This is a genomic window from Flavobacteriales bacterium (assembly GCA_016716605.1).
Classification (GTDB): Bacteria; Bacteroidota; Bacteroidia; order Flavobacteriales_F; family PHOS-HE28; genus PHOS-HE28.
Window position 1 is genome coordinate 1195465 of sequence record JADJWA010000001.1, and the last position, 20602, is coordinate 1216066.

Consider the following 20602-nt stretch of genomic DNA (forward strand, 5'->3'; position numbering starts at 1 on the left):
GGCAATCCGGCGAGGACTTGCAGCGGAAAGCGTGACTCGAGGCTTTGCGCGGGGCACGCCCCAAGAACCTACCTGCTCAAGTACATACTCCGCTCCCCATACACCTGCCTCTGCCACGGCCCGCAGAGCCAGGCCTCGCAGTGACGGAACGGATCCAGAGCTTTCATCGTGACAAGTACATGCTGCGCTCACCGTAGACCTGCCTAAAGAACGGGTCCTTCAGGTCCTTGATGAAATAGATGGCCTCACCCGTGCTCTTCATCTCAGGCCCCAGGCTCTTGTCCACATTCGGGAACTTATCGAAACTGAAGACGGGCACTTTGATCGCGTAACCATCCAGGTGCGGCTTGAAGTGGAAGTCCTTGAGCTTGGCACCGAGCATCACCTTGGTGGCCCAGTTGACGTAGGGCTCACCGTAGGCCTTGGCGATGAAGGGCACAGTTCTGCTGGCGCGCGGGTTGGCCTCGATCACGTACACCACTTCGTCCTTGATGGCGAACTGGATGTTCACCAAGCCCACGGTCTTGAGGGCGAGGGCGATCTTGTGCGTGTGCTCGCGGATCTGCTGCACCACTTTGTCGCTGAGGTCGAACGGAGGTAGCACCGCATTGCTGTCGCCGCTGTGGATGCCCGCCGGTTCGATGTGCTCCATGATGCCGATGATGCGCACCATTTCGCCGTCGCAGATGGAATCGCTCTCCGCTTCGATGGCGCCATCGAGGAAGTGGTCGATGAGGATCTTGTTGTCGGGCATCAGGCGGAGGATGTCGAGCACCTGGGCCTCGAGCTCGTCCTCGTTGATCACGATCTTCATCTTCTGCCCGCCGAGCACGTAGCTGGGGCGCACCAACAGCGGGAAACCGAGCGTGCGGCTGAGGGCGATGCCTTCCTCGGCGGTGTTGACGGCACCGAAGGCGGGGTACGGGATGTTGAGGTCGCGCAGCAGCGATGAGAAACGCTCGCGGTCCTCGGCCATGTCCAGCGCGGCGAAGCTGGTGCCGATGATCTTGATGCCGTACTTCTCCAGCTTCTCGGCGAGCTTCAACGCGGTCTGTCCGCCGAGCTGCACGATGACGCCCTCGGGCTTTTCGTGGAGGATGATGTCGTAGATGTGCTCCCAGAACACCGGCTCGAAGTAGAGCTTGTCGGCGGTGTCGAAGTCCGTGCTCACGGTCTCCGGGTTGCAGTTGATCATGATGGTCTCGTAGCCCATCTCCTTCGCGGCCAGCACGCCGTGCACGCAGCAGTAGTCGAACTCGATGCCCTGGCCGATGCGGTTGGGGCCGCTGCCGAGCACCACGATCTTCTTGCGGTCGCTGCGGATGCTCTCGTTCTCTTCCTCGAAGGTGCTGTAGTAGTAGGGCGTCTTCGCGGGGAACTCACCGGCGCAAGTGTCCACCAGTTTGTACACGCGTTTGATGCCGAGCGCGTTGCGCTTCTTGTACACCTCGCTCTCCAGGCATTTCAGCAGGTGCGCCACCTGGCGGTCGGCATAGCCTTTCTGTTTGGCCTCGAAAAGCAGATCGCGAGGGATGGTCTCCAGCGTGTACTTCTCCACCTCCTTTTCGGTGAGGATCATGTCCTCGATCTGCCGCAGGAACCAGATGTCGATCTTGGTGAGGTCCTGGATCTTCTTGAAGGGGATGCCGGCCTTGATGGCGTCGTACACGTGGAAGAGGCGGTTCCAGCTGGGATTGGCGAGGCTTTCCAGCAGCACGGCCACGTCGGTGGTCTCCTTGCCATCGGCACCCAGACCGTTGCGTTTGATCTCCAGGCTCTGACAGGCTTTCTGCAGCGCTTCCTGGAAGCTGCGGCCGATGCCCATCGTCTCGCCGACGCTCTTCATCTGCACACCCAAACGACGGTCGCTGCCTTCGAATTTGTCGAAGTTCCAGCGCGGCACTTTCACGATGACGTAATCGAGCGTGGGCTCGAAGAAGGCGCTGGTGCCAGTGATCGGGTTCTCGAGTTCATCGAGGCGGTAACCGATGGCGAGCTTGCTGGCGATCTTGGCGATGGGATAGCCTGTCGCCTTCGATGCGAGCGCACTGCTGCGGCTCACGCGCGGGTTGATCTCGATGGCGTAGATGTGCTCGTGCTCGTCGGGGCTCACCGCGAACTGCACGTTGCAACCGCCTGCGAAGTCGCCGATGGCGCGCATCATCTTGATGGCCTCGGTGCGCATGCGCTGGTAGGTGCGGTCGCTGAGGGTCATGGCCGGCGCCACGGTGATGCTGTCGCCGGTGTGGATGCCCATCGGATCGAAGTTCTCGATGGAGCAGATGATGGCCACGTTGTCGTCCTTGTCGCGCAGCAGCTCCAGCTCGTATTCCTTCCAGCCGAGCAGGGCCTTGTCGATCATCACCTCGTGGATGGGGCTGATCTGCAGGCCGTGCTTGAGCAGCTTGTCGAACTCGGCGGGGTCCTTCACGAAGCTGGCCCCGGCGCCGCCCAAGGTGTAGCTGGCGCGGATCACCAGCGGGAAGCCGAACTCCTGCGCCACCTTCTTGCCTTCGAGGAAGCTGGTGACGGTCTTGCTGGGCGCCATGGGCACGCCGATGCGCTCCATCAGCAGGCGGAACTGCTCGCGGTTCTCGGTGATGTCGATGGCGGCCACATCCACGCCGATCATGCGCACGCCATGCTCCTTCCAGATACCGAGCTTCTCGCATTCGATGGCGAGGTTGAGCGCGGTCTGGCCGCCCATGGTGGGCAACACGGCGTCGATCTTGTGCTTTTTGAGGATCTCCTCGATGCTCTCGACGGTGAGCGGCTTGAGGTAGATGTTGTCGGCCGTGACCGGATCGGTCATAATGGTGGCCGGGTTGCTGTTGATCAGCGTGACCTCGATGCCTTCGTTGCGGAGGGAGCGGGAAGCTTGGGAGCCGGAGTAATCGAACTCGCAGGCCTGGCCGATGACGATGGGGCCGCTGCCGATGAGCAGTACGGACTTGATGCTGTGGTCTTTGGGCATTCCGGAGGGTATCCGGGCCGCGAAGGTACCCCGGGAGGTCCGGCCGGGGAGGGAATGTGGAAAAGGTAGGTGGATCGTGGAGAAATGCGGGGATGGCCGCAGAGCCGCAGAGGGCGGGCCACGTGGTATCGCATTGGATTCTCTGCACCTCCGCGTGGTCATCCCGGGCTTGAACCGGGAGGCGGCCCTTACTTCGCCCCAATGCGCATCGACAAATTCCTCTGGTGCGTGCGCCTCTTCAAGACACGCAGCCTCGCCACCGATGCCGTGCGCCGCGAGCAGGTGCAGGTGAACAGCCGCGTGGTGAAGCCTTCCGTGGAGGTGAAACCCGGCGACCGGATCGCCCTGCGCGAGCCCCCGATCTGGCGCAGCTGGGAGATTCTGGTAATGCCTGCATCGCGGGTGGGCGCCAGGCTGGTGCCGACGCTCATGACCGAGCGCACCGACTTCGCCGACTTGGAGAAACTCGAAATGGCGCGCCTGGTGAAGGCGCAGAACCGTCCGGCAGGGGAAGGCCGACCCACGAAACGCGACCGCCGCGACATCGAGCGCTTCACGGGCGAGTGAGCCATTGGCCCCGGAGCCAACCGCCTGCCCCGCCGCTTAACGTTCTTTCAAGTTTCCAGGGAACAATCCAGCCCGGAGCGCGGATAGCTTGGCGGCACTTCAAACCGAAACGCCATGTTCAAGACCTTCCTCTTCCTTCCGCTGGCTTCTGTGATCGGCATGCAGCAAGAGCCGCAGGTGCCGGTGCCCGACCGCAAGGTGCGCATCGAGGTGGTGACCACCGAGAACGGCGAGACCAAGCGCGTGACCAAGGAGTTCGACGCCACGGACGATGCCCAGGTGCAGGAGGCCCTGCGCGAATTGGGGGTCCTCAACCAGATGAAGCTCGGCCCCGGCGAGCGCGACATCACCATCGACATCCGTGGCTTCGGTGATGGCGACGACGGTGATGTCTTCATGCGCATGGCGCCCATGGCGCCGAACGCACCCATGCCGCCCGATGCGCCCATGGCCTTCATCGGTGAGCCCAAGGCCTACTTGGGCGTGAGCACGCGCAACCTGAACGACGACGACAAGAAGGGCAAGTCACCGGTGAAGCAAGGAGCCGTGGTGATCGAAGTGGTGGAGGAGACCCCTGCCGCGGAACTGGGATTGAAAGAGGGCGACATCATCGTTGAATTGGACGACAAGGCCGTGGATGGTCCGGAAAGCCTTGTGGAGCTGGTGCGCTCGCACAAGCCCGGTGACGAGGTGAAGGTGGAGTGGCTCCGTGCCGGCAAGGCCATGAAGGGGAGCGCGAAGCTGGCCGAGCGGAAGTCCGAGTCGTATGCCTTCCGATTCGATGGCGAGTCGTTGAAGGAATTGGAGAAGCTCGGTGAGTTGCAGGAGCTCCGTGAACTGGGAAAGCTGGGCGAGATGGGCTCATGGACCAGCGAGAAGCGAGCCTTCCTCGGCGTAACGCCCGGGGAGGACGATGATGAGCAGGAAGGCGTGATGATCGGCAGCGTGGAAGAGGGAAGCGCCGCGGAGAAGATGGGCTTGAAGGCCGGTGACCGCATCACGGCGATCAACGGCGAGGCCGTGGCCGACTTCGATGCCTTGGCCGAGCGCATCCGCGTGATGAAGCCCGGCGATCAGGTCACCGTGAACGCTCAGCGCGACGGACAGGCGCAGGAGCACACGGGCGCGCTCGGCGAGCGCGAGATGCGTGCCTACTTCAAGGGCCATGACGGCATGCACGGCTTCCACTGGAATGGCAGCGATGAAGGCTCGCGCGAGGAACTGCGCCGTGAGATGGACCAATTGCGCCGCGAGATGGATGAATTGCGCCGTGAGCTGGGCAAGGACATCCGCCGCGAAGTGCGCGTGCGCGTGGAGGCCAGGAAGCTGAGCGAGGAGGAGAAGGCCGTGCTGCGCAAGAAAGGCGTGGCGGTTGACAACGAGCTTCCGCTGGAGGGCCTGCGCGCCTTCCCGAACCCGAGCAACGGCTTCTTCCGCGTGCAGTTCGATCGGCCCGAGCGCGGAGACCTGACCGTTGACGTGCACGATGCCAAGGGCGAGCGCGTGTACCAGGAGCGCATCGTGGGCTTCAAGGGTCGCTACGAGCGCACCCTCGACCTCAGCGACCAGGCCAGTGGCAGCTACTTCATGGTGATCGGGCAAGGAGGCCGAACGGCTACGGTGAAGCTGGTGAAAGAGTGAGCTGAAGGGGTCTCCATGGGAAGGGGCCGCGAGGCCCTTTCCTATTTTTCACCCATGAATGTCCTGCTTCGCATCCTCATCGGCACCATCGCGGTGCTGGTGGCCGACCTGCTCCTGCGCGGGGTCACCCTCGGCGATATGGAAACCACGAATGGCCTGCTCACCGCCATCCTCACCGCCGCCGTGCTGGCCCTGCTCAACGCATTCGTTCGGCCCATCCTCATCCTCTTCACCCTGCCCATCACCCTGGTGAGCCTTGGGCTCTTCCTCCTGGTGATCAATGCCGGATTGGTGATGCTCGCGGATAACCTCATTCCCGGCTTCGAGATCAGTGCACCGCGCTTCTGGTGGGCCTTGGGCTTCAGCCTCATCGTGTCCATCGTGCAAGGCCTGCTCAGCCGCATGGACCGCAAGCCGTCCGAAGGGAAGGCCTGAGGGACCCATCGGCCTTCCAAGCACATCTGTCAGGCGGGTGCCATACTCCGTCCCAGCCGCCCCAAGGTGAACCATCGGCCCCCTAAGTTTGTCCTGAACCAGCCCCAGACCATGAACCGTTTCCTGACCCTTGGCCTATCGGCCACCCTCCTCATCGGCACGGCGAGCGCCCAGCTGAACGATACCGAGTACATCCCCGGCGACCTGCTGGTGATGACCCAGCCCGGCGCCGACCCTTACGCCATTGCCCGCGACCTCTCGACCATCGACGATCAGCCCACCGGCATGCAGGTGGTCGAAGAGGTGAGCACCGAGATGCGCGCCTGGCTCCTGCACTTTGATCCCGCGCTGCAGACCCAGTGGGCCATGCTGCGCGCCGTGAAAGAGCACCCCGGCATCCTGCTCGCCCAGAACAACCACGTGGTGAAGGAGCGCATCGTGCCCAACGATGCCCAGTACGGTCAGGTGTGGCACCACCAGAACATCGACAGCGAAGCGGCATGGGACATCACCACCGGCGGTGTCACGGCCACGGGCGATACCATCGTGGTCTGCATCATCGAGAACGCCGACCTCACCCACCCGGACCTCGCTGCCAACGCATGGCTCAATTACGATGAGATCCCCGGCAACGGCATCGACGACGACGGCAATCAGTACGTCGATGACCGCCGCGGCTGGAACACGCCCAACAACAACGACAACGTGTACAGCGGCAGCCACGGCACCCAATGCGCAGGCATGGTGGGCGCTGTGGGCAACAACAGCCTCGGCGTGGTGGGCGCCAATTGGAATGTGAAGATGATGCCCGTGAACTACGGCGGTACCAGCGAGAGCGCGGTGGTGGCAGCCTACACGTACCCTTTGCGCATGCGCCGGCTCTATGCCAGCAGCAACGGCGATCGCGGCGCCTTCGTGGTGGCCACCAGCGCCAGCTGGGGCATCGATGGCGGACAGCCTTCCAACTCGCCGATGTGGTGCGCCATGTTCGATACGCTCGGCACGGCGGGCATCCTGAACTGCGGCGCCACCGCCAACAATGCCGTGAACGTGGACGTGGTGGGCGATCTGCCAACGGCCTGCGGCAGTGACTTCATGATCAGCGTCACGGCCACGGACGTGAACGACACGCGCACCTTCAGCGCCTGGGGCCTCACCACCATCGACGTGGGCGCCCCGGGTTCCAGCGTGCGCACCACCAGCATCGGCGGCGGTTATGGCAACACCAGCGGCACCAGCTTCGCCACGCCGCTCACCGCAGGCGTCATCGGCCTCATGTACAGCGCGCCCTGCCCCAGCCTCATGGGCCTGGTGAACGCCGACCCCGTGCAAGGCGCCTTGTACATCCGCACCAAGCTCTTCGAGGGCGTGGAGCAGGTGGGCAATCTGCCGAACAACACCGTCACCGGCGGCCGCATCAGCTCGGGCAACAGCCTGCAGCTGATCATGAACGAATGCAGCTCGTGCCCCGCGCCGTTCGGCGGTCAGGCCACGCGCCAAGGCTCGGACGGCACCTACACCTGGGTGAGCAGCGCCAGCCTCTTCACCGTGCGATACCGTGCGGTGGGCACCACCGATTGGACCGTGATCAGCAACGTGGATGAGGCCACCGTGACCGTGAGCGGACTCGACCCCTGCCTGGCCTACGAGTTCCAGGCGGAAGCCGAGTGCAGCGGCGAATTCAGCGGGTTCTCCCAGACCACCGTGCTGCAAGGCCCGCCGAGCACGCCGCCTGCCATCACGCCCAGCGGCTTCACCACCTTCTGCGCGGGATCGCCCTTCACGCTCACCAGCAGCATCGCGAACGACATTTCCTGGAGCTCCGGGCAGACCTCTGCGAGCATTTCCCCCACGGAGAGCGGCACCTACACCGTCACCTTCGACAACGGCTGCGGCACCCTCACCTCCGCACCGGTGGAAGTCACCGTGCTCGAGGCGCCAGCCGCACCGACCTCCAATAATGTGCAATTGCCCGGCCCCGGCACCGCTACCCTGAACGCCACCGGGAGCAACATCACCTGGTACGATGCGCCTGCCGGGGGCAACGCCGTGGGCAGCGGCAACAGCTGGGAGACGCCCATCGTGAATGCCACCACCAGCTTCTGGTGCAGCGCGGCCACCACCAACGGCGTGGTGAGCAGCTATGGTGCGAAGACGAACAACACCACCAGCGGGCAGTACCACACCAACAGCAACAACTACCAGCTCTTCACCGCCAACCAGCTCTTCAGCATCCGCAGCGTGAAGGTTTACGCCAATGCGGCGGGTAACCGCACCATCGCCCTGGTCGATGGCGGCGGCAACGTGATCCAGCAGGGCACCTTCAGCATCCCGAATGGCGAGAGCCGCGTGAACCTCAACTTCACCGTGCCCGGCCCCGGCAACTACGGACTCCGGTTGACCGGCAACACGGTGGGCCTCTGGCGCGATGGCGTGGGCAGCGCGCAGGCGTATCCGTATGCGCTAGGCGCATTCGGCAGCATGACCGGCAGCACGGCCACCGGGGGCAACGCCACGGCCTATTACTACTTCTTCTACGATTGGGAAGTGAGCCTGCCCTACGTGGCGTGCGAGAGCGACCGCGTGCAGGTCACGGTGGAATTGCCGCAGGGCGTTGATGAGCAGGCTGCAGGCGGCGTGCGCATCTTCCCGCATCCGGCGGACCGCGACTTCTTCGTGGACGTGACCGGCGAATGGGCACAGGGCCGCCTGAGCTTCGAGCTGATCGACGCCACCGGCCGCCGGGTGCTCACCAAGCGGATCGACAACGGACGCGCCACCATCACCACGGCCTTGCTGGCCAATGGCATCTATGGCTACCGGATCATGCGCGATGGCGAGCCGTTGCGCGCGGGCCGGATCATCGTGGAGCACCTGTACTGAGCAGCGCCCGAGGAGCGGAGCGGCTCAGTAGAGGTCGATCTGGCCAAGCGAGGTCTCCCGGCCTTCCTCGATCAGCAGCACCGTGTAGCTGCTGACCGGCTGCGCGGATAAGTCGATCGGGTAGGACTTGTTCAGCTGCTCGGGCACTTGCCATTCCATGAGCGCCTCCCCGCGGCTGTCGAGCACCACCAGCCGCGCCGGCTTGCTGGCGAAGACATCGGCCAGGGCCTTGCCGCGCCCAGGCTGCGCGAACAGCAAGGCGTCCGATCTGCCCGTTGCCTCGAGCGAGGCATCCGCCTCCACCTTGAATTGGTAGAGCGCGCCTTCCTTGGGTGAGCTGCGCAGCGCTTTCAGCAATTCGGCGCCGGCGCTGATGATCCGGACCGATGCCGCATCGGCCTTGCCGCTGTCCACGGCATGCAGCAAGTAGCTGCCCGGGGGCAAGCGGAGCGTTTCGCTCAGCACCGTGTCGTTGCCCGCCTTCCAAGCGTGATCGATATGCACCGGACCGCGCGTGCTCTCCAACCGGATGCGGCCGCCGTTGCCCGCGGGCAAGCGCATGCGCACGGTGAGCGGGCTTCCCCAGGCATCAGCCGAGGTGAAGGTGCCGCTCAGCGTATTGTCGGCCTTGTTGCGGTCCTTGCGCCCATTGGGGTCGCCGAGCGATACGGTGAAGGTGTTCAGTCCCGGGCGCATGTCGATCAGGTGCGTGAGCTTCACCTCGGTGGTGGCGCCGGGTGCCAGGCGGCCTGTCCACGCGAACATGCGCGGAGCGAAGCCCACGGTGCCGTAGCGCACGGAGATGCCCGACAGCGACTCGGTGCCCTTGTTGGCCAGCACGATGCGCGGCTCCTGCACGGCGGGATTCAGCGCCGCGTGCGCGGGGTCGTCGCTCGGGACGATGATGGCCACCACGGCGGCGTCGAAGCGCGCGGGTTTGGTTGCGCGCTGCGCCGCAGCGAGCAATGGCGCAAGCGAGCAGAGGAGGATGAGGGAGCGTTTCACGGCGCCGAAGCTGCGCACGCCGGGGCGTTCGCGCAACAAGCACTTCTACATTCGTGGCTGAACGCATGCCGGCGCGCTTCCTCCCCCACCTGCTCATCGCGCTGCTGGCGCTGGTTTGCGCGCAAGCCTGGAACCGCATCAACATCGGCGCGATGGGCGATTCGCCGGCGCGTGCCCATGTCCGCGATGGCCGTGCCCTCACCAGCACCGACGATGCCTCCTACCTGCAAGGCGTTGATCGGTTGCTCGGCGCCCGGCCCGACCTCGAGCAGGCGCCAGAGTCGCGCCGACCATCGCTCCGCGCTCCGGGCTATTCCCTCTTCTACCTGCTGCCCCGCCTGGTGCTCGACCCGCTGCCCGCCATCAGTGCGCTGGTGTGGATGCAATGCCTGCTCTACGCGTTCACGGTGGCCATGCTGTGGGACACGCTGGTGCGCAGCGGCATCGCTGGCCGCATCCGCTGGCCGCTCATCCTCGCCTTCGCCGCCTTGCCGACTTTCCACGGCTTCCTCTTCCACACGCTCACCGAAGGCATCACGCCATCGCTCGCTTTGCTGCTGCTCTGCTGCGCGTTGCGCGATCAGCACGCCACGCATCGCCGCTGGCTCTTCGCAGGTCTGCTGCTCTGGTCGCTGCTGATGTTCACGCGGCCCGCCTTGCTGTGGACAGGCCTTGCGCTGCTGCCGGGATTGCTGCGGATCGGTCGGCTGCGCGCATCGGCATTCGCGCTGCTCGCCGTGGCGCCACTGCTCTGCTGGTGGCTGGTGAACGTGATGCGCGCCGACGCACTGGTTGGCCTTCACCCCTTGTACTCCGCAAGCGCTGCGGGCATCAACCGTCCCACGCATGGTGCCTTCTGGGAACTGGCCAAGAGCTGGGGCGCGCGCGGCGATGATTTCCACGCGGCGATGGAAGCCGGCTACCGGGCGGCGATCCGTTGCGACACGGCTTCGCGCCATGCGGACGCGTTCATCGCATTGGCACCCGAGGGCCTGCTCACCGCCGAACTGGAAGCGGAGACACGGCAGGCCTTCAGCCGATGGCAGCGCTTCAACTGCGAAGAGCTCGCGCCAGCGCTGACGAGCGCGCGCGGCACGATCGCCATCACCACGCGCTCCGAGCAAGGCATCCTCTTCGCGCTCGAATCCATCACTGCCGAGTGGCGCCGCACGCATCGTTGGCATCATCATGTGATCGTGCCATTGCGCGTGCTGAAGCAGATGGCCGCGCACTCGAACCTCAACCTCTGGGTCTTCCAACACACCTGGCGCGGCCAACCGGCCATGGAAGCGCTCCGATGGTTCTCCGCGATCCTGCACGCGTTACTGATCGCAGCAGCGGCATTGGCCTTCCTCTTGCGCGTGCCGCTGCCGGTGCGCTTGCTCTCCTTCGGCTGCGCCGCCTACCTCTTCTACCTGGCCTACGTGCAACGCGGCGTGGAGGAGCGCTACACCTTGCCGGTGCTCTTCATCGGCGTGGCGTGTGCGGGGTTCGTGGCACAACACATCCTCAAAGCGAACTTCACCGCCGCAATATCTAAGCGCACATGACCAAGTCACGCATGCAGCTCCAGGCCGCTCCGCCCGAATGGCGCGAGGCGAAGGTCTACACCGATATCACCTACCGCAAGTGCAATGGCGTGGCACGCATCGCCTTCAACCGGCCCGAAGTGCGCAATGCCTTCCGTCCGCATACGGTGAGTGAGTTGCTCGAAGCATTCCATGACGCACAAGAGGACACCGAGATCGGTGTGGTGCTCTTCAGCGCCGAAGGACCGAGCCCGAAGGATGGCGTGTGGAGCTTCTGCAGCGGCGGCGATCAGCGCGCGCGCGGGCATCAAGGCTATGTGGACGGAGCCGGTACGCCGCGCCTGAACATCCTCGAGGTGCAACGATTGATCCGCTTCATGCCGAAGGTGGTGATCGCTGTCGTGCCCGGCTGGTGCGTGGGCGGCGGCCACAGTCTGCACGTGGTGTGCGACCTCAGCCTCGCCAGCAAGGAGCACGCGGTGTTCAAGCAGACCGATGCCGATGTGACGAGTTTCGACGGCGGCTACGGCAGCGCCTACCTCGCCAAGATGGTGGGACAGAAGCGCGCGAGAGAGATCTTCTTCCTCGGGCGGGACATCAACGCTGACCGCGCTTACGAGATGGGCATGGTGAACGCCAGCGTGCCGCACGCGGAATTGGAGAGCACCGCGTGGCAGTGGGCGCAGGAGATCCTCGCGAAATCGCCTACCGCGATCAAGATGCTCAAGTTCGCCTTCAACCTCACCGACGATGGCATGGTGGGCCAGCAGGTCTTCGCCGGTGAAGCCACGCGCCTCGCCTACATGACCGATGAGGCGAAGGAGGGCCGCAACGCATTCCTCGAGAAGCGCAAGCCGCAGTTCGGGAAGGGGAAGTGGATACCGTAGGAATGGCCGCATACGGGGTCAAGCCCGGGATGACCGCGCGGAGAGGCAGAGAAGACAAGACACCTACAAGGCCAATGCACAAGGAGCGTTGGCTGATCCAACTACGGACGTGCCCTGCCGGAGGCCGTGTTGACGCTTCACAAGCGCCCCACGGCCGCACAAAGAGCCTGCACCTGCGCGCGGCGCTTGCGCGAACTGCGCATGAGCCGCGCGATGATGAAGCTGCCGATGGCCAGCATGCCCAAGAGGATGTACACCACCACCAGAATCACTGTGACTCGGTCATCCTCGATGGTGGCTGCGGCGCGCGTGGTGCCCTGCCGCTCTTCGGCGATCAAGAGTTTGTGGCCCGCGCTCATCAGCACCAGATCCCCGATGAAGAGGGCGAGAGCCAGTATGTAGAACAGTACCTCGAATACCACCAGCAGCACGCGCCGGCCTTGGTGAGCCAACCAACCGGCTTGTAAGGCGGTGGCTTGACGTTTGGCTTCTTGGAGGTGCGATGATTCCATGAGTAGAGTCTCTGTTAGGCGCTCCACCCCTCCGCCAGCATCTCCGCCTGCCTCAGCACCAGTTCCGTGGCCAGCTTCTGCATATCCGGTGGGTAGCCGAAATGCCGCAGCGTCCGCTTCACGATCACCTTCAGCTTCGCCTTCACGCTTTCCTTGATCGTCCAGTCGATGCTCGCGTTCTGGCGGACGCGTTCGGTGAGGTCCACGGCCAGCTCGCGGAGCTTCTCCTGTTGCATCAGCTCCTTGGCGCTGTCGTTGTTGGCCACGGCCGTGTAGAAGGCGTACTCGTATTCGGTGAGGCCCATGTCGGCGGCCTGCTTATCGCCGGCGGTGATCTCCTTGCTCACCTTGATCAGCTCTTCGATCACCTCGGCGGCGCTGAGGATCTTGTTGTGGTAGCGCTTGATGCTGTCCTCCAGCATGTCCATCAGTGAACGCGCCTGCACGATGTTGGTGCGGGCGCGGGCCTTGATCTCGTCGTTCAGGAGCTTCTTGAGCACTTCGATGGCCACGTTCTTGTGCGCCATGCCTTTCAGCTCCAGCAGGAACTCTTCGCTGAGCACGCTGATGTCCGGCTTCTTGATGCCTGCCGCATCGTAGACGTCGATGACCTTCTCGCTCACCAGCGCATGGTCGATGACCTGCCGGATGGTGGTCTCCAACTCCTCATCGGTGCGTCCGCTTCCGGTGCCGTCGAACTTCACGAGGCGGGCTTTTACGGCCTGGAAGAAGCCGACCTCGTCCTTCACGTCCATCGCCTGGTCGTGCGGGATGGCGATGGCGAAGGTCTTGCTGAGCGCTGTGACCTCGTTGATGTAACGCCGCTTGCCGTCCTCCAGACCGAGCACATGTTCCTCGGCCGCAAGGATCATGGAGAGCTTCTTCGCGGTGTCCGCTTGGAAGTACTCCTCGTAGGGGAAGCCGTTGTACATATTAGCCACCACTTCCAGCTTCTCCAGCATCAGCGCCACGGCCTGTTCCTGCGCGATGGTGGGGTCGCCCTTGCCACCGGCATCGGAATAGAAGGAGAGGGCCTTCTTCAGGTCGGCGGCGATGCCGAGGTAGTCCACCACCAGGCCGCCGGGCTTGTCCATGAACACGCGGTTCACGCGGGCGATGGCCTGCATCAGGTTGTGCCCCTTCATCGGCTTGTCGATGTAGAGCGTGTGCATGCTCGGTGCATCGAAGCCGGTGAGCCACATGTCGCGGACGATCACAAGCTGCAGGGGATCGTTGGGGTCTTTCATGCGCTCAGCCAGGGCGCGGCGCTGGTCCTTGGTACTATGGTGCTTGGCCATTTGCGGACCGTCCGATGAGGCCGCCGTCATTACCACTTTGATGGTGCCTTTGCTCAGGTCGTTGTCGTGCCAGTCCGGGCGCAATGCGACGATCTCCGCGTACAATTCCGCTGCGATGCGGCGGCTCATGGCCACGATCATGCCCTTGCCTTCAAAGACCTCTTGCCGTTGCTCGAAGTGGGTCACGATGTCGCGCGCCACGTTCTTGATCCGGTTCTCGCTGCCGATCAAGGCCTCCAGCTGGGTCCACTTGGCCTTGGCCTTCTGCGTGTCGGTGAGCTCCTCCTTGCCCAGCTCATCGTCCAGGTCCTTGATCAGTTGCGTGCCTTCCTCGCTCAGGTTCACCTTGGCCAGGCGGCTCTCGTAGTAGATGCGCACCGTGGCGCCGTCCTCCACGGCCTGCGCGATGTCGTACACATCCACGTAGTTGCCGAACACGGCTGGGGTGTTCACATCGGTGCTCTCGATGGGCGTGCCGGTGAAGCCCAGGTAGGTGGCGTTGGGCAGCGCATCGCGCAAGTACTTGGCGAAGCCGTACACGATCTTGCTACCGACCACTTCGCCCGCCTCGTCCTTCACATCCACGTTGCGGGCCTTGAAGCCGTATTGCGTGCGGTGCGCTTCGTCGGCGATCACCACGATGTTCTGGCGGGGGCTCAGCTCGTCGTACACGTTGCCCTCTTCGGGCTGGAACTTCTGGATGGTGGTGAACACCACACCGCCGCTGGCCACCTTCAGCAGTTCCTTCAGGTGGTCGCGGTCCTCGGCCTGCACGGGTTCCTGCCGCAGCAGTTGCACACTGGCCGCGAAGGTGTCGAAGAGCTGGTCGTCCAGGTCGTTGCGGTCGGTGATCACCACGATGGTGGGGTTGTCCAGGGCCAGCACCACCTTGCCGGTGTAGAACACCATGCTCAGACTCTTGCCGCTGCCTTGCGTGTGCCACACCACACCGCCTTTGCGGTCGCCGGTAGCTTGCTTGGCCACGCCCGGTAATCCGTAGCTCTCGGGCGATTCCGCCACCATCGAAATGCTGCCGCTTGCCGCCGCAGGCGGCGCCTTGTATCCCGTCGCCCGCAAGGTGCTCACCACCGCCCGGTTCACTGCGTAGTACTGGTGGTAGGCGGCGATCTTCTTCACCGTGGTGATGGTGTTGACACCCGTCTTCGGGTCTTCCTTCTTGCTGCGCTCGAACACGATGAAGTGCCGCACCAGGTCGAGCAGGGTCTCCTTGTTGAGCATGCCCACGATCAGCGTTTCCAGCTGACCGATCAGGGGCGAAGCCTCCACCTTGCCATCGCTGGTCTTCCAGCTCATGTACCGGCTGAAGCCGCTGCTCACCGTGCCGGCCTTGGCCTCCAGGCCGTCGCTGATCACCACCACGCAGTTGTAGGCGAACAGGCCGGGGATGGTCTCCTTGTAGGTCTCCACCTGCTTGTAGGCGCTGCGGATGCTCGCCTTCTCATCGGCGGCGTTCTTCAGCTCCATCAGCACCAGCGGCAGGCCGTTCACGAACAGCAGCACATCGGGCCGCTTGTTCCTGCCGTTCTCCACCACGGTGTATTGGTTCACCACCAGCAGGTCGTTGTTGGCGGGGTTGGCGAAGTCCACCAGCCACACCAGGTCGCCGCGGGTGTTGCCGTCCTGCTGGTAGTCCACCTTCACGCCCTCGGTGAGCATGCGGTGGAAGACCTCGTTGTTCACCAGCAGCTCCGGGCTGGCGATGCGCGCCACCTGTTTCACCGCCTCCTCCTGCGCCGCCGCCGGTATGCGCGGGTTGATGCGCCGCACGGCCGCGCGCAGGCGCTCCAGCAGCAGCACCTGCTCGTAACTCGCGCGCTCGGGGTGCTCGCCATCGGGTGCCATGCCGGGGCCGTGCTGGTAGGCATAGCCCAGCTCGCGCAAGCGCCCAATGGCGAACTGTTCGATCTGGTCTTCGGTCATCGCGTGGGCCGAGCAGAGAAATGGATGAACAGCAGAGCGACCATTGCGGGGCGGCTATTTGTTGCGCAGTGCTCGGGGGAGCAACAAGAGGAAGGGGATGCACTGGTCGTAGTCCAATGTTCCCCAATGGCTTCCGAGCCGCGCAAGGGCCTCGTAGTAATCGTCGCGGTGGTTGATCACGTACTTCTCACTGCGGATGCTCCACGCGATGGGGCCGAGGTGCCTGGCGAGGAACCACTTCTCCAGCAGACGGGCATTGCGGCCGTTGCCGTCTATGAAGGGATGGATGTTCACGAAGACCAGGTGCAGCAACGCCGCGTAGTAGAAGGCTTCGTCGGTATGGAGCGTGCGGCCGTTGAGCGTGTCCACCTCTCGCATCAATTGCTCCATCAGGCCGGGCACCATGGTCTGGTGCGGCGCCATGTACACCGTCACATCCGCGTTGCCCACCTTCACGCCTTTGCTGCGCCACGCGCCTTGGTCGTTGCCGTGTACCAATAGCTGGCTCAGGATGCGGTGCGCCTCCAGCAGGTTGGGCAGGGTGAGCGGGTTGTTCCGGGCGAAGTCGTAGGCCTTCACCAGGTCGTACACCTCCTGCACATCGCGCGTGGTGGGCTTGTTCCCGGTAGCCTCCATGGTGGCCCGGAACACATTCAAGGTCACCTTGCTGCCCTCCACCTGGCTGCTGGAAACAGCGCTTTCGTATAGGCGCATCAGGTCGCCTGAACCGCCATTCACAGCTTCTGTCAACTGGGCCAGAGCATGGTCCAGCGCCACATCCAATTGGGCGCGGTAAGCAGGCAGGTATTTCGGGGTTAGCAGTTCCACAGGCGTGAAGTTCGGGCTTGGCGGGCAAAACGGCGGAAGACCTCGTTGTTCACCAGCAGCTCCGGGCTGGCGATGCGCGCCACCTGCTTCACGGCCTCCTCCTGCGCCGCTGCCGGTATGCGCGGGTTGATGCGCCGCACGGCCGCGCGCAGGCGCTCCAGCAGAAGCACCTGCTCGTAGCTCGCGCGCTTTGGGGTACCACGAAGGACCTCGAACGGATGGCACGCATGCGTATTCTTGATCCAGACGAGGCGCGACGAGGAGAGGATACTGGAACGAAGTCTCCGACCGAGGAGCAACGAAGTATGGGGCAAGAAGACGCGTGCGCCAGAAGGGTCAGCGCGAAGCGCTGATGCCGCCGGAGCGAGGTTCTTCGTGGTGCCCCGGCAGTGCTCGCCATCGTGCGCAATGCCGGGGCCGTGCTGGTAGGCATAGCCCATGTCGCTCAAGCGCGCGATGGCGAACTGTTCGATCTGGTCTTCGGTCATTATGTTCACTTCATACATAGAAACCCATTCCTGGGTACCCAAATGGTCATAGGTCCCGACTACTTGGAAGTTTGGACATCCGATACAGCATGTTGGTTGTAGGTTCTATGCGGTTTGCTCGCATCATCGCAATCACTTGCTGCCCCTGCTCAATACTGGTCGCCTTTTTCATCAGCGTGATAAAAGTGACCTCGTTCGGCAGAACGCGGTCATCCTGCATCCAGCGCAGCACCTGCTGCCCTTGCTCAAATCTTGCCGTCTTACTCAGTAGTGTGGTATAGGTGACCGTATTCGGCGAAACCTTGTCATCCTTCATCCAGCGCAGCACCTGTCGCCCTTGCTCGAAAGTGGTCGCCTTGCTCAACAGTGTGGTATAGGTGACCGTATTCGGCGAAACCTTGTCATCCTTCATCCACCGCAGCACCTGTTGCCCCTGCTCGAAAGTGGTCGCCTTGCTCAACAGTGTGGTAAAGGCGATAGCATTCGGCGAAATCTTGACATCCCTCATCCAGCGCATCACCTGCTTGCCCTGCTCGAAACTGGTTGTCTTCTTCAGCAAGGTGCCGTATGTGACATTGTCGGGCACCAAACGGTTGGCCTTTATCATCTCCAGCACTTCCAGGCCCTCTTGAAAATCATTCGCCCGATTCAGCAAGGTATTGTAGGTGATCACGTCGGGTGTCACCTGGTCGGCCTTCATCATCTCCAGTACTTCAAGGCCCTGTTGATAGTCCTTCGCCCGATTCAACAAGGTGCTATAGGTGACTTCCTCGAGCGGCACCCGATCAGCCTTCATCTTCTCTAGGACATCAAGCCCCTGCTGAAAATCCTTGGTCCGGTTCATTAAGGTGCTATAGGTGACCTCGTTGGGTTGAACGCGGTCGGCCTTCATCATCTCCAGCACTTCGAGGCCCTGCTGATAATCTTTGGCTCTGTTCAGCAAGGTGCCGTAGGTGACATCGTTGGGCGGCACCCGGTCGGCCTTCATCATCTCCAGCACATTAAGGCCTTGCTGAAAATCCTTAGTCCTGTTAAGCAAGGTGCCATAGGTGACCTCATTGGGCGGCACCCGGTCGGCCTTCATCATCTCCAGTACTTCAAGGCCCTGCTGATAGTCCCTAGTCTTGCCGAGCAAGGTGCTGTAGGTGACCTCGTTTGGTGTCATTCGATCGGCCTTCATCATCTCCAGTACAACTAGGCCCTGTTGATAGTCTCTGGCCTGGTTCAACAAGGTGCTGTAGGTGACCTCGTCGGGCGGCACCTGATCGGTCTTCATCATCCCCAATACGTCGAGGGCCAGCTCATAATCTTTCGCCCTATTCAGCAAGGTATTGTAGGTGACCACGTCGGGCGCCACTCGGTCGGCCTTCATCATGTCCAGCACACGGAGGCCCTGCTGATAGTCCTTGGCCCGGTTCAACAATGTGCTGTAGGTGATTGCGTCGGGCAGTATCCGATCGGTCTTCATCATCTCCAGTACATCAAGGCCTTGCTGATAGTCCTCGGTCCGATTCAACAACGTGCCATAGGTGACCTCGTTGGCTGGCACCCGGTCGGCCTTCATCATCTCTATTACATCAAGACCCTGCTGATAGTCCTTAGCCCGGTTCAATAATGTGCTGTAGGTGATCGCGTCGGGCAGCATCCGATCAGCCTTCATCATCTCAATTACATCAAGACCCTGTTGATAGTCCTTGGCCCTGTTCAATAAGGTGTTGTAGGTGAACGCATCGAACGCCACCCGGTCAGCTCTCATCATCTCCAGCACGTCGAGGGCTTGCGTGAAATCCTTCGTCTTTTTCAGCAAGGCATTGTAGGTGAATGCATTAGGCGGCACCTGTTCGGCCTTCATCGACTCCAGCACGTCGAGGGCTTGCTGAAAATCCTTCGCTCTGTTCAGCAATGTGCTGTACGTGACATCGTTGGGCGCCACCCGATCGGCCGTCATCATCTCCAGCACTTCGAGTCCCTGCTCATAATCCTTCGCCCTATTAAGCAAAGTGTTGTACGTGACCACGTCTGGAGCCACCCGATCGACTTTCATCATCTCCAGTACTTCGAGTCCCTGCTGATAGTCCTCCGCCCGATTCAGCAATGTGCTATACGTGACCTGATCAGGCGGCACCCCATCGGTCTTCATCATCTCCATTACATCAAGCCCCTGCTGATAGTTCTTGGCATAGTTCAGCAAGATGCTATATGTGACATTGTTGGCAGACACCCGATCAGCCTTCATCATCTCCAGAATATCTAGACCCTGTTGATAGTCTTTCGCCCGCTTCAACAATGTGCTGTAAGTGATCGCGTCAGGCAGCATCCGATCGGTCTTCATCATCTCCAGGACATCACGACCTTGATCATAGTCCTTGGCTCGGTTTAACAACGTGTTGTAGGTGATCACGTCGGGCAACACCCGATCAGCTTTCATCAACTCTATTACATCAAGGCCTTCCTGATAACCCTTGGCCCGGTTCAACAGGGTGTTGTACGTGACTTCGTCTGGCGACACCCGGTCGGACTTCATCATCCCTAGCACGACTAGGCCCTGCTCTAAGGTGGCGGTCTTGTTCAGTAGTGCGTTGTAGTTGTAAACATCTGCAAGGATGCCACCTCTTCTCATCTCGCCCAAGACACCCAATGCATCAGTGTATGTGGCTTGTTTGCTAATGAGAATTGTGTAACCCTTGCTATCAAGGAACTTTGCGACACGCGGTGCAGCGGCAACGATAGCACTTGCTGTTGCGCCACTCGGGGCACCGCTGATGAATGCTTGAATCAGGTCTTGGGCTGGCGTCTCTGCTGCCGGGCTCAATGGCTCGTTCTTGGGCAGGTTCAATACATACTCTTGGACAGCAGCAATAGTCTCCTCCTGGCTCTTGGACTGGGCAAACGTGTATGCATAGTGCGTCGGCCTTCCTTCCCATGCCTTCACACCATCCCCAAGTCCCTTGAGTATATATACTTCCAGTCTCTCTTCATCGTGTTTCGGCTGGTTCCTTGTGGCACGTTCTTCTTCGGTCAGCCGCACGAAGTCGAAATCCCTGGGTCCGTAGTGAGGAACCGATGCATCTGTCAGAATCTCGTTGGGGAGGCACATGTCGGCATATCTGTTAGCTCGCCTCGCGCTATCACTGATGAAGTCCTGCTGCCCGTTTGGGAGTGTCACCATTGCATCAGATGCACTTGAGATGAAGAGTCGCAAGTCCGGAATCTGGTCGACCGGCATGCCTGTTCGCATGGCCATTTCCGTCTTGAACTTTCGGCTCATGACCAAGGCTAGGCAGCAGAGTTTTTGCACATGCTTGATGGTCGTACCGAATACCATCCAACCATCCCCCGTGAACTTCACCATCTGCCCTTCCATACCCAAGCCCTCCCAATGCTCCTTCATCTGCTCGACCATGGCCCTGCCAAACGCGTGGAATTGATCAAGCGGCAACTTGATCAGCTTCTCGGTGGAGCTGATCATATCGATCACAAGACAGAAGTTTGGACGATCGTCCTCCATTCCTGCGGAGGATGGATTGCTCGGAAGGGGAGATTCGCTCATCACTCGACTAGTTCGAACATCAGCTCGTATCGATTGTGATCGACGGCCTTGAAACAAGTCATAT

Annotated in this window: 13 protein-coding genes; 6 read left to right on the forward strand and 7 right to left on the reverse strand. The window is 62.0% G+C overall.

Going from position 1 to position 20602, the window contains the following annotated elements; genetic code table 11:
- Window positions 1–163: 163 nt before the first annotated feature.
- Window positions 164–2974, reverse strand: coding sequence for a carbamoyl-phosphate synthase large subunit (carB, locus tag IPM12_04770; GenBank protein ID MBK9147121.1), 2811 nt, complete (start codon window positions 2972–2974; stop codon window positions 164–166).
- A gap of 201 nt (window positions 2975–3175) precedes the next feature.
- On the opposite strand from carB, the gene IPM12_04775 reads away from it, so the two are divergent.
- The 4 genes from IPM12_04775 (at window position 3176) to IPM12_04790 (ending at window position 8500) form a co-directional block, all read left to right on the forward strand.
- Window positions 3176–3541, forward strand: coding sequence for an RNA-binding S4 domain-containing protein (locus IPM12_04775; protein MBK9147122.1), 366 nt, complete (start codon window positions 3176–3178; stop codon window positions 3539–3541).
- Between the two features lie 114 nt (window positions 3542–3655).
- Window positions 3656–5182, forward strand: a complete 1527-nt coding sequence (locus IPM12_04780) for a PDZ domain-containing protein (GenBank protein ID MBK9147123.1) — start codon at window positions 3656–3658, stop codon at window positions 5180–5182.
- 54 nt (window positions 5183–5236) lie between these two features.
- The gene (locus IPM12_04785; GenBank protein ID MBK9147124.1) at window positions 5237–5617 is read left to right on the forward strand and encodes a phage holin family protein; all 381 of its coding nucleotides are present in this window, start codon (window positions 5237–5239) and stop codon (window positions 5615–5617) included.
- A gap of 111 nt (window positions 5618–5728) precedes the next feature.
- Entirely contained in the window at window positions 5729–8500 is a 2772-nt protein-coding gene (locus IPM12_04790) for a S8 family serine peptidase (protein MBK9147125.1), read from the forward strand.
- Between the two features lie 24 nt (window positions 8501–8524).
- Here the strand turns inward: IPM12_04790 and IPM12_04795 are convergent, their stop codons facing one another.
- Window positions 8525–9505, reverse strand: coding sequence for a hypothetical protein (locus IPM12_04795; protein MBK9147126.1), 981 nt, complete (start codon window positions 9503–9505; stop codon window positions 8525–8527).
- Window positions 9506–9570: 65 nt separating this feature from the next.
- On the opposite strand from IPM12_04795, the gene IPM12_04800 reads away from it, so the two are divergent.
- A complete protein-coding gene (locus tag IPM12_04800) occupies window positions 9571–11055 on the forward strand; it encodes a hypothetical protein (protein MBK9147127.1) in 1485 nt (494 codons plus the stop codon).
- Window positions 11056–11066: 11 nt separating this feature from the next.
- On the forward strand, window positions 11067–11921 hold the full coding sequence (locus IPM12_04805) for a 1,4-dihydroxy-2-naphthoyl-CoA synthase (protein MBK9147128.1): 855 nt from the start codon (window positions 11067–11069) through the stop codon (window positions 11919–11921).
- 137 nt (window positions 11922–12058) lie between these two features.
- On the opposite strand, the gene IPM12_04810 is transcribed toward IPM12_04805, so the two are convergent.
- The 5 genes from IPM12_04810 to IPM12_04830 all read right to left on the reverse strand — a co-directional run bounded on the left by IPM12_04810 (window position 12059) and on the right by IPM12_04830 (window position 20538).
- The gene (locus IPM12_04810) at window positions 12059–12352 is read right to left on the reverse strand and encodes a hypothetical protein (GenBank protein MBK9147129.1); all 294 of its coding nucleotides are present in this window, start codon (window positions 12350–12352) and stop codon (window positions 12059–12061) included.
- 95 nt (window positions 12353–12447) lie between these two features.
- Window positions 12448–15672 (reverse strand): type I restriction endonuclease subunit R, encoded by a 3225-nt coding sequence (locus tag IPM12_04815; GenBank protein ID MBK9147130.1) that lies wholly within the window; start codon window positions 15670–15672, stop codon window positions 12448–12450.
- A 54-nt stretch (window positions 15673–15726) separates the two neighbouring features.
- Window positions 15727–16500: a Fic family protein gene (locus tag IPM12_04820; GenBank protein ID MBK9147131.1), complete on the reverse strand. Its 774-nt coding sequence runs from the start codon at window positions 16498–16500 to the stop codon at window positions 15727–15729.
- Window positions 16488–16988, reverse strand: a complete 501-nt coding sequence (locus tag IPM12_04825) for a hypothetical protein (GenBank protein MBK9147132.1) — start codon at window positions 16986–16988, stop codon at window positions 16488–16490. Before IPM12_04825 ends, IPM12_04820 begins: the two co-directional genes overlap by 13 nt.
- 46 nt (window positions 16989–17034) lie before the next feature.
- Window positions 17035–20538 carry a hypothetical protein gene (locus IPM12_04830; GenBank protein MBK9147133.1) on the reverse strand — a complete coding sequence of 1168 codons (3504 nt, stop codon included), beginning with the start codon at window positions 20536–20538 and terminating at the stop codon, window positions 17035–17037.
- Window positions 20539–20602 lie beyond the last annotated feature (64 nt).

Excerpts from the sequence above, each read along its gene's own strand:
- IPM12_04800 (MBK9147127.1), top strand. The coding sequence starts at position 9,571 with ATGCCGGCGCGCTTCCTCCCCCACCTGCTCATCGCGCTGCTGGCGCTG.
- carB (MBK9147121.1), bottom strand. The coding sequence starts at position 2,974 with ATGCCCAAAGACCACAGCATCAAGTCCGTACTGCTCATCGGCAGCGGC.
- IPM12_04815 (MBK9147130.1), bottom strand. The coding sequence starts at position 15,672 with ATGACCGAAGACCAGATCGAACAGTTCGCCATTGGGCGCTTGCGCGAG.
- IPM12_04825 (MBK9147132.1), bottom strand. The coding sequence starts at position 16,988 with ATGACCGAAGACCAGATCGAACAGTTCGCCATCGCGCGCTTGAGCGAC.
- IPM12_04775 (MBK9147122.1), top strand. The coding sequence starts at position 3,176 with ATGCGCATCGACAAATTCCTCTGGTGCGTGCGCCTCTTCAAGACACGC.
- IPM12_04790 (MBK9147125.1), top strand. The coding sequence starts at position 5,729 with ATGAACCGTTTCCTGACCCTTGGCCTATCGGCCACCCTCCTCATCGGC.
- IPM12_04805 (MBK9147128.1), top strand. The coding sequence starts at position 11,067 with ATGCAGCTCCAGGCCGCTCCGCCCGAATGGCGCGAGGCGAAGGTCTAC.
- IPM12_04780 (MBK9147123.1), top strand. The coding sequence starts at position 3,656 with ATGTTCAAGACCTTCCTCTTCCTTCCGCTGGCTTCTGTGATCGGCATG.
- IPM12_04785 (MBK9147124.1), top strand. The coding sequence starts at position 5,237 with ATGAATGTCCTGCTTCGCATCCTCATCGGCACCATCGCGGTGCTGGTG.
- IPM12_04830 (MBK9147133.1), bottom strand. The coding sequence starts at position 20,538 with ATGAGCGAATCTCCCCTTCCGAGCAATCCATCCTCCGCAGGAATGGAG.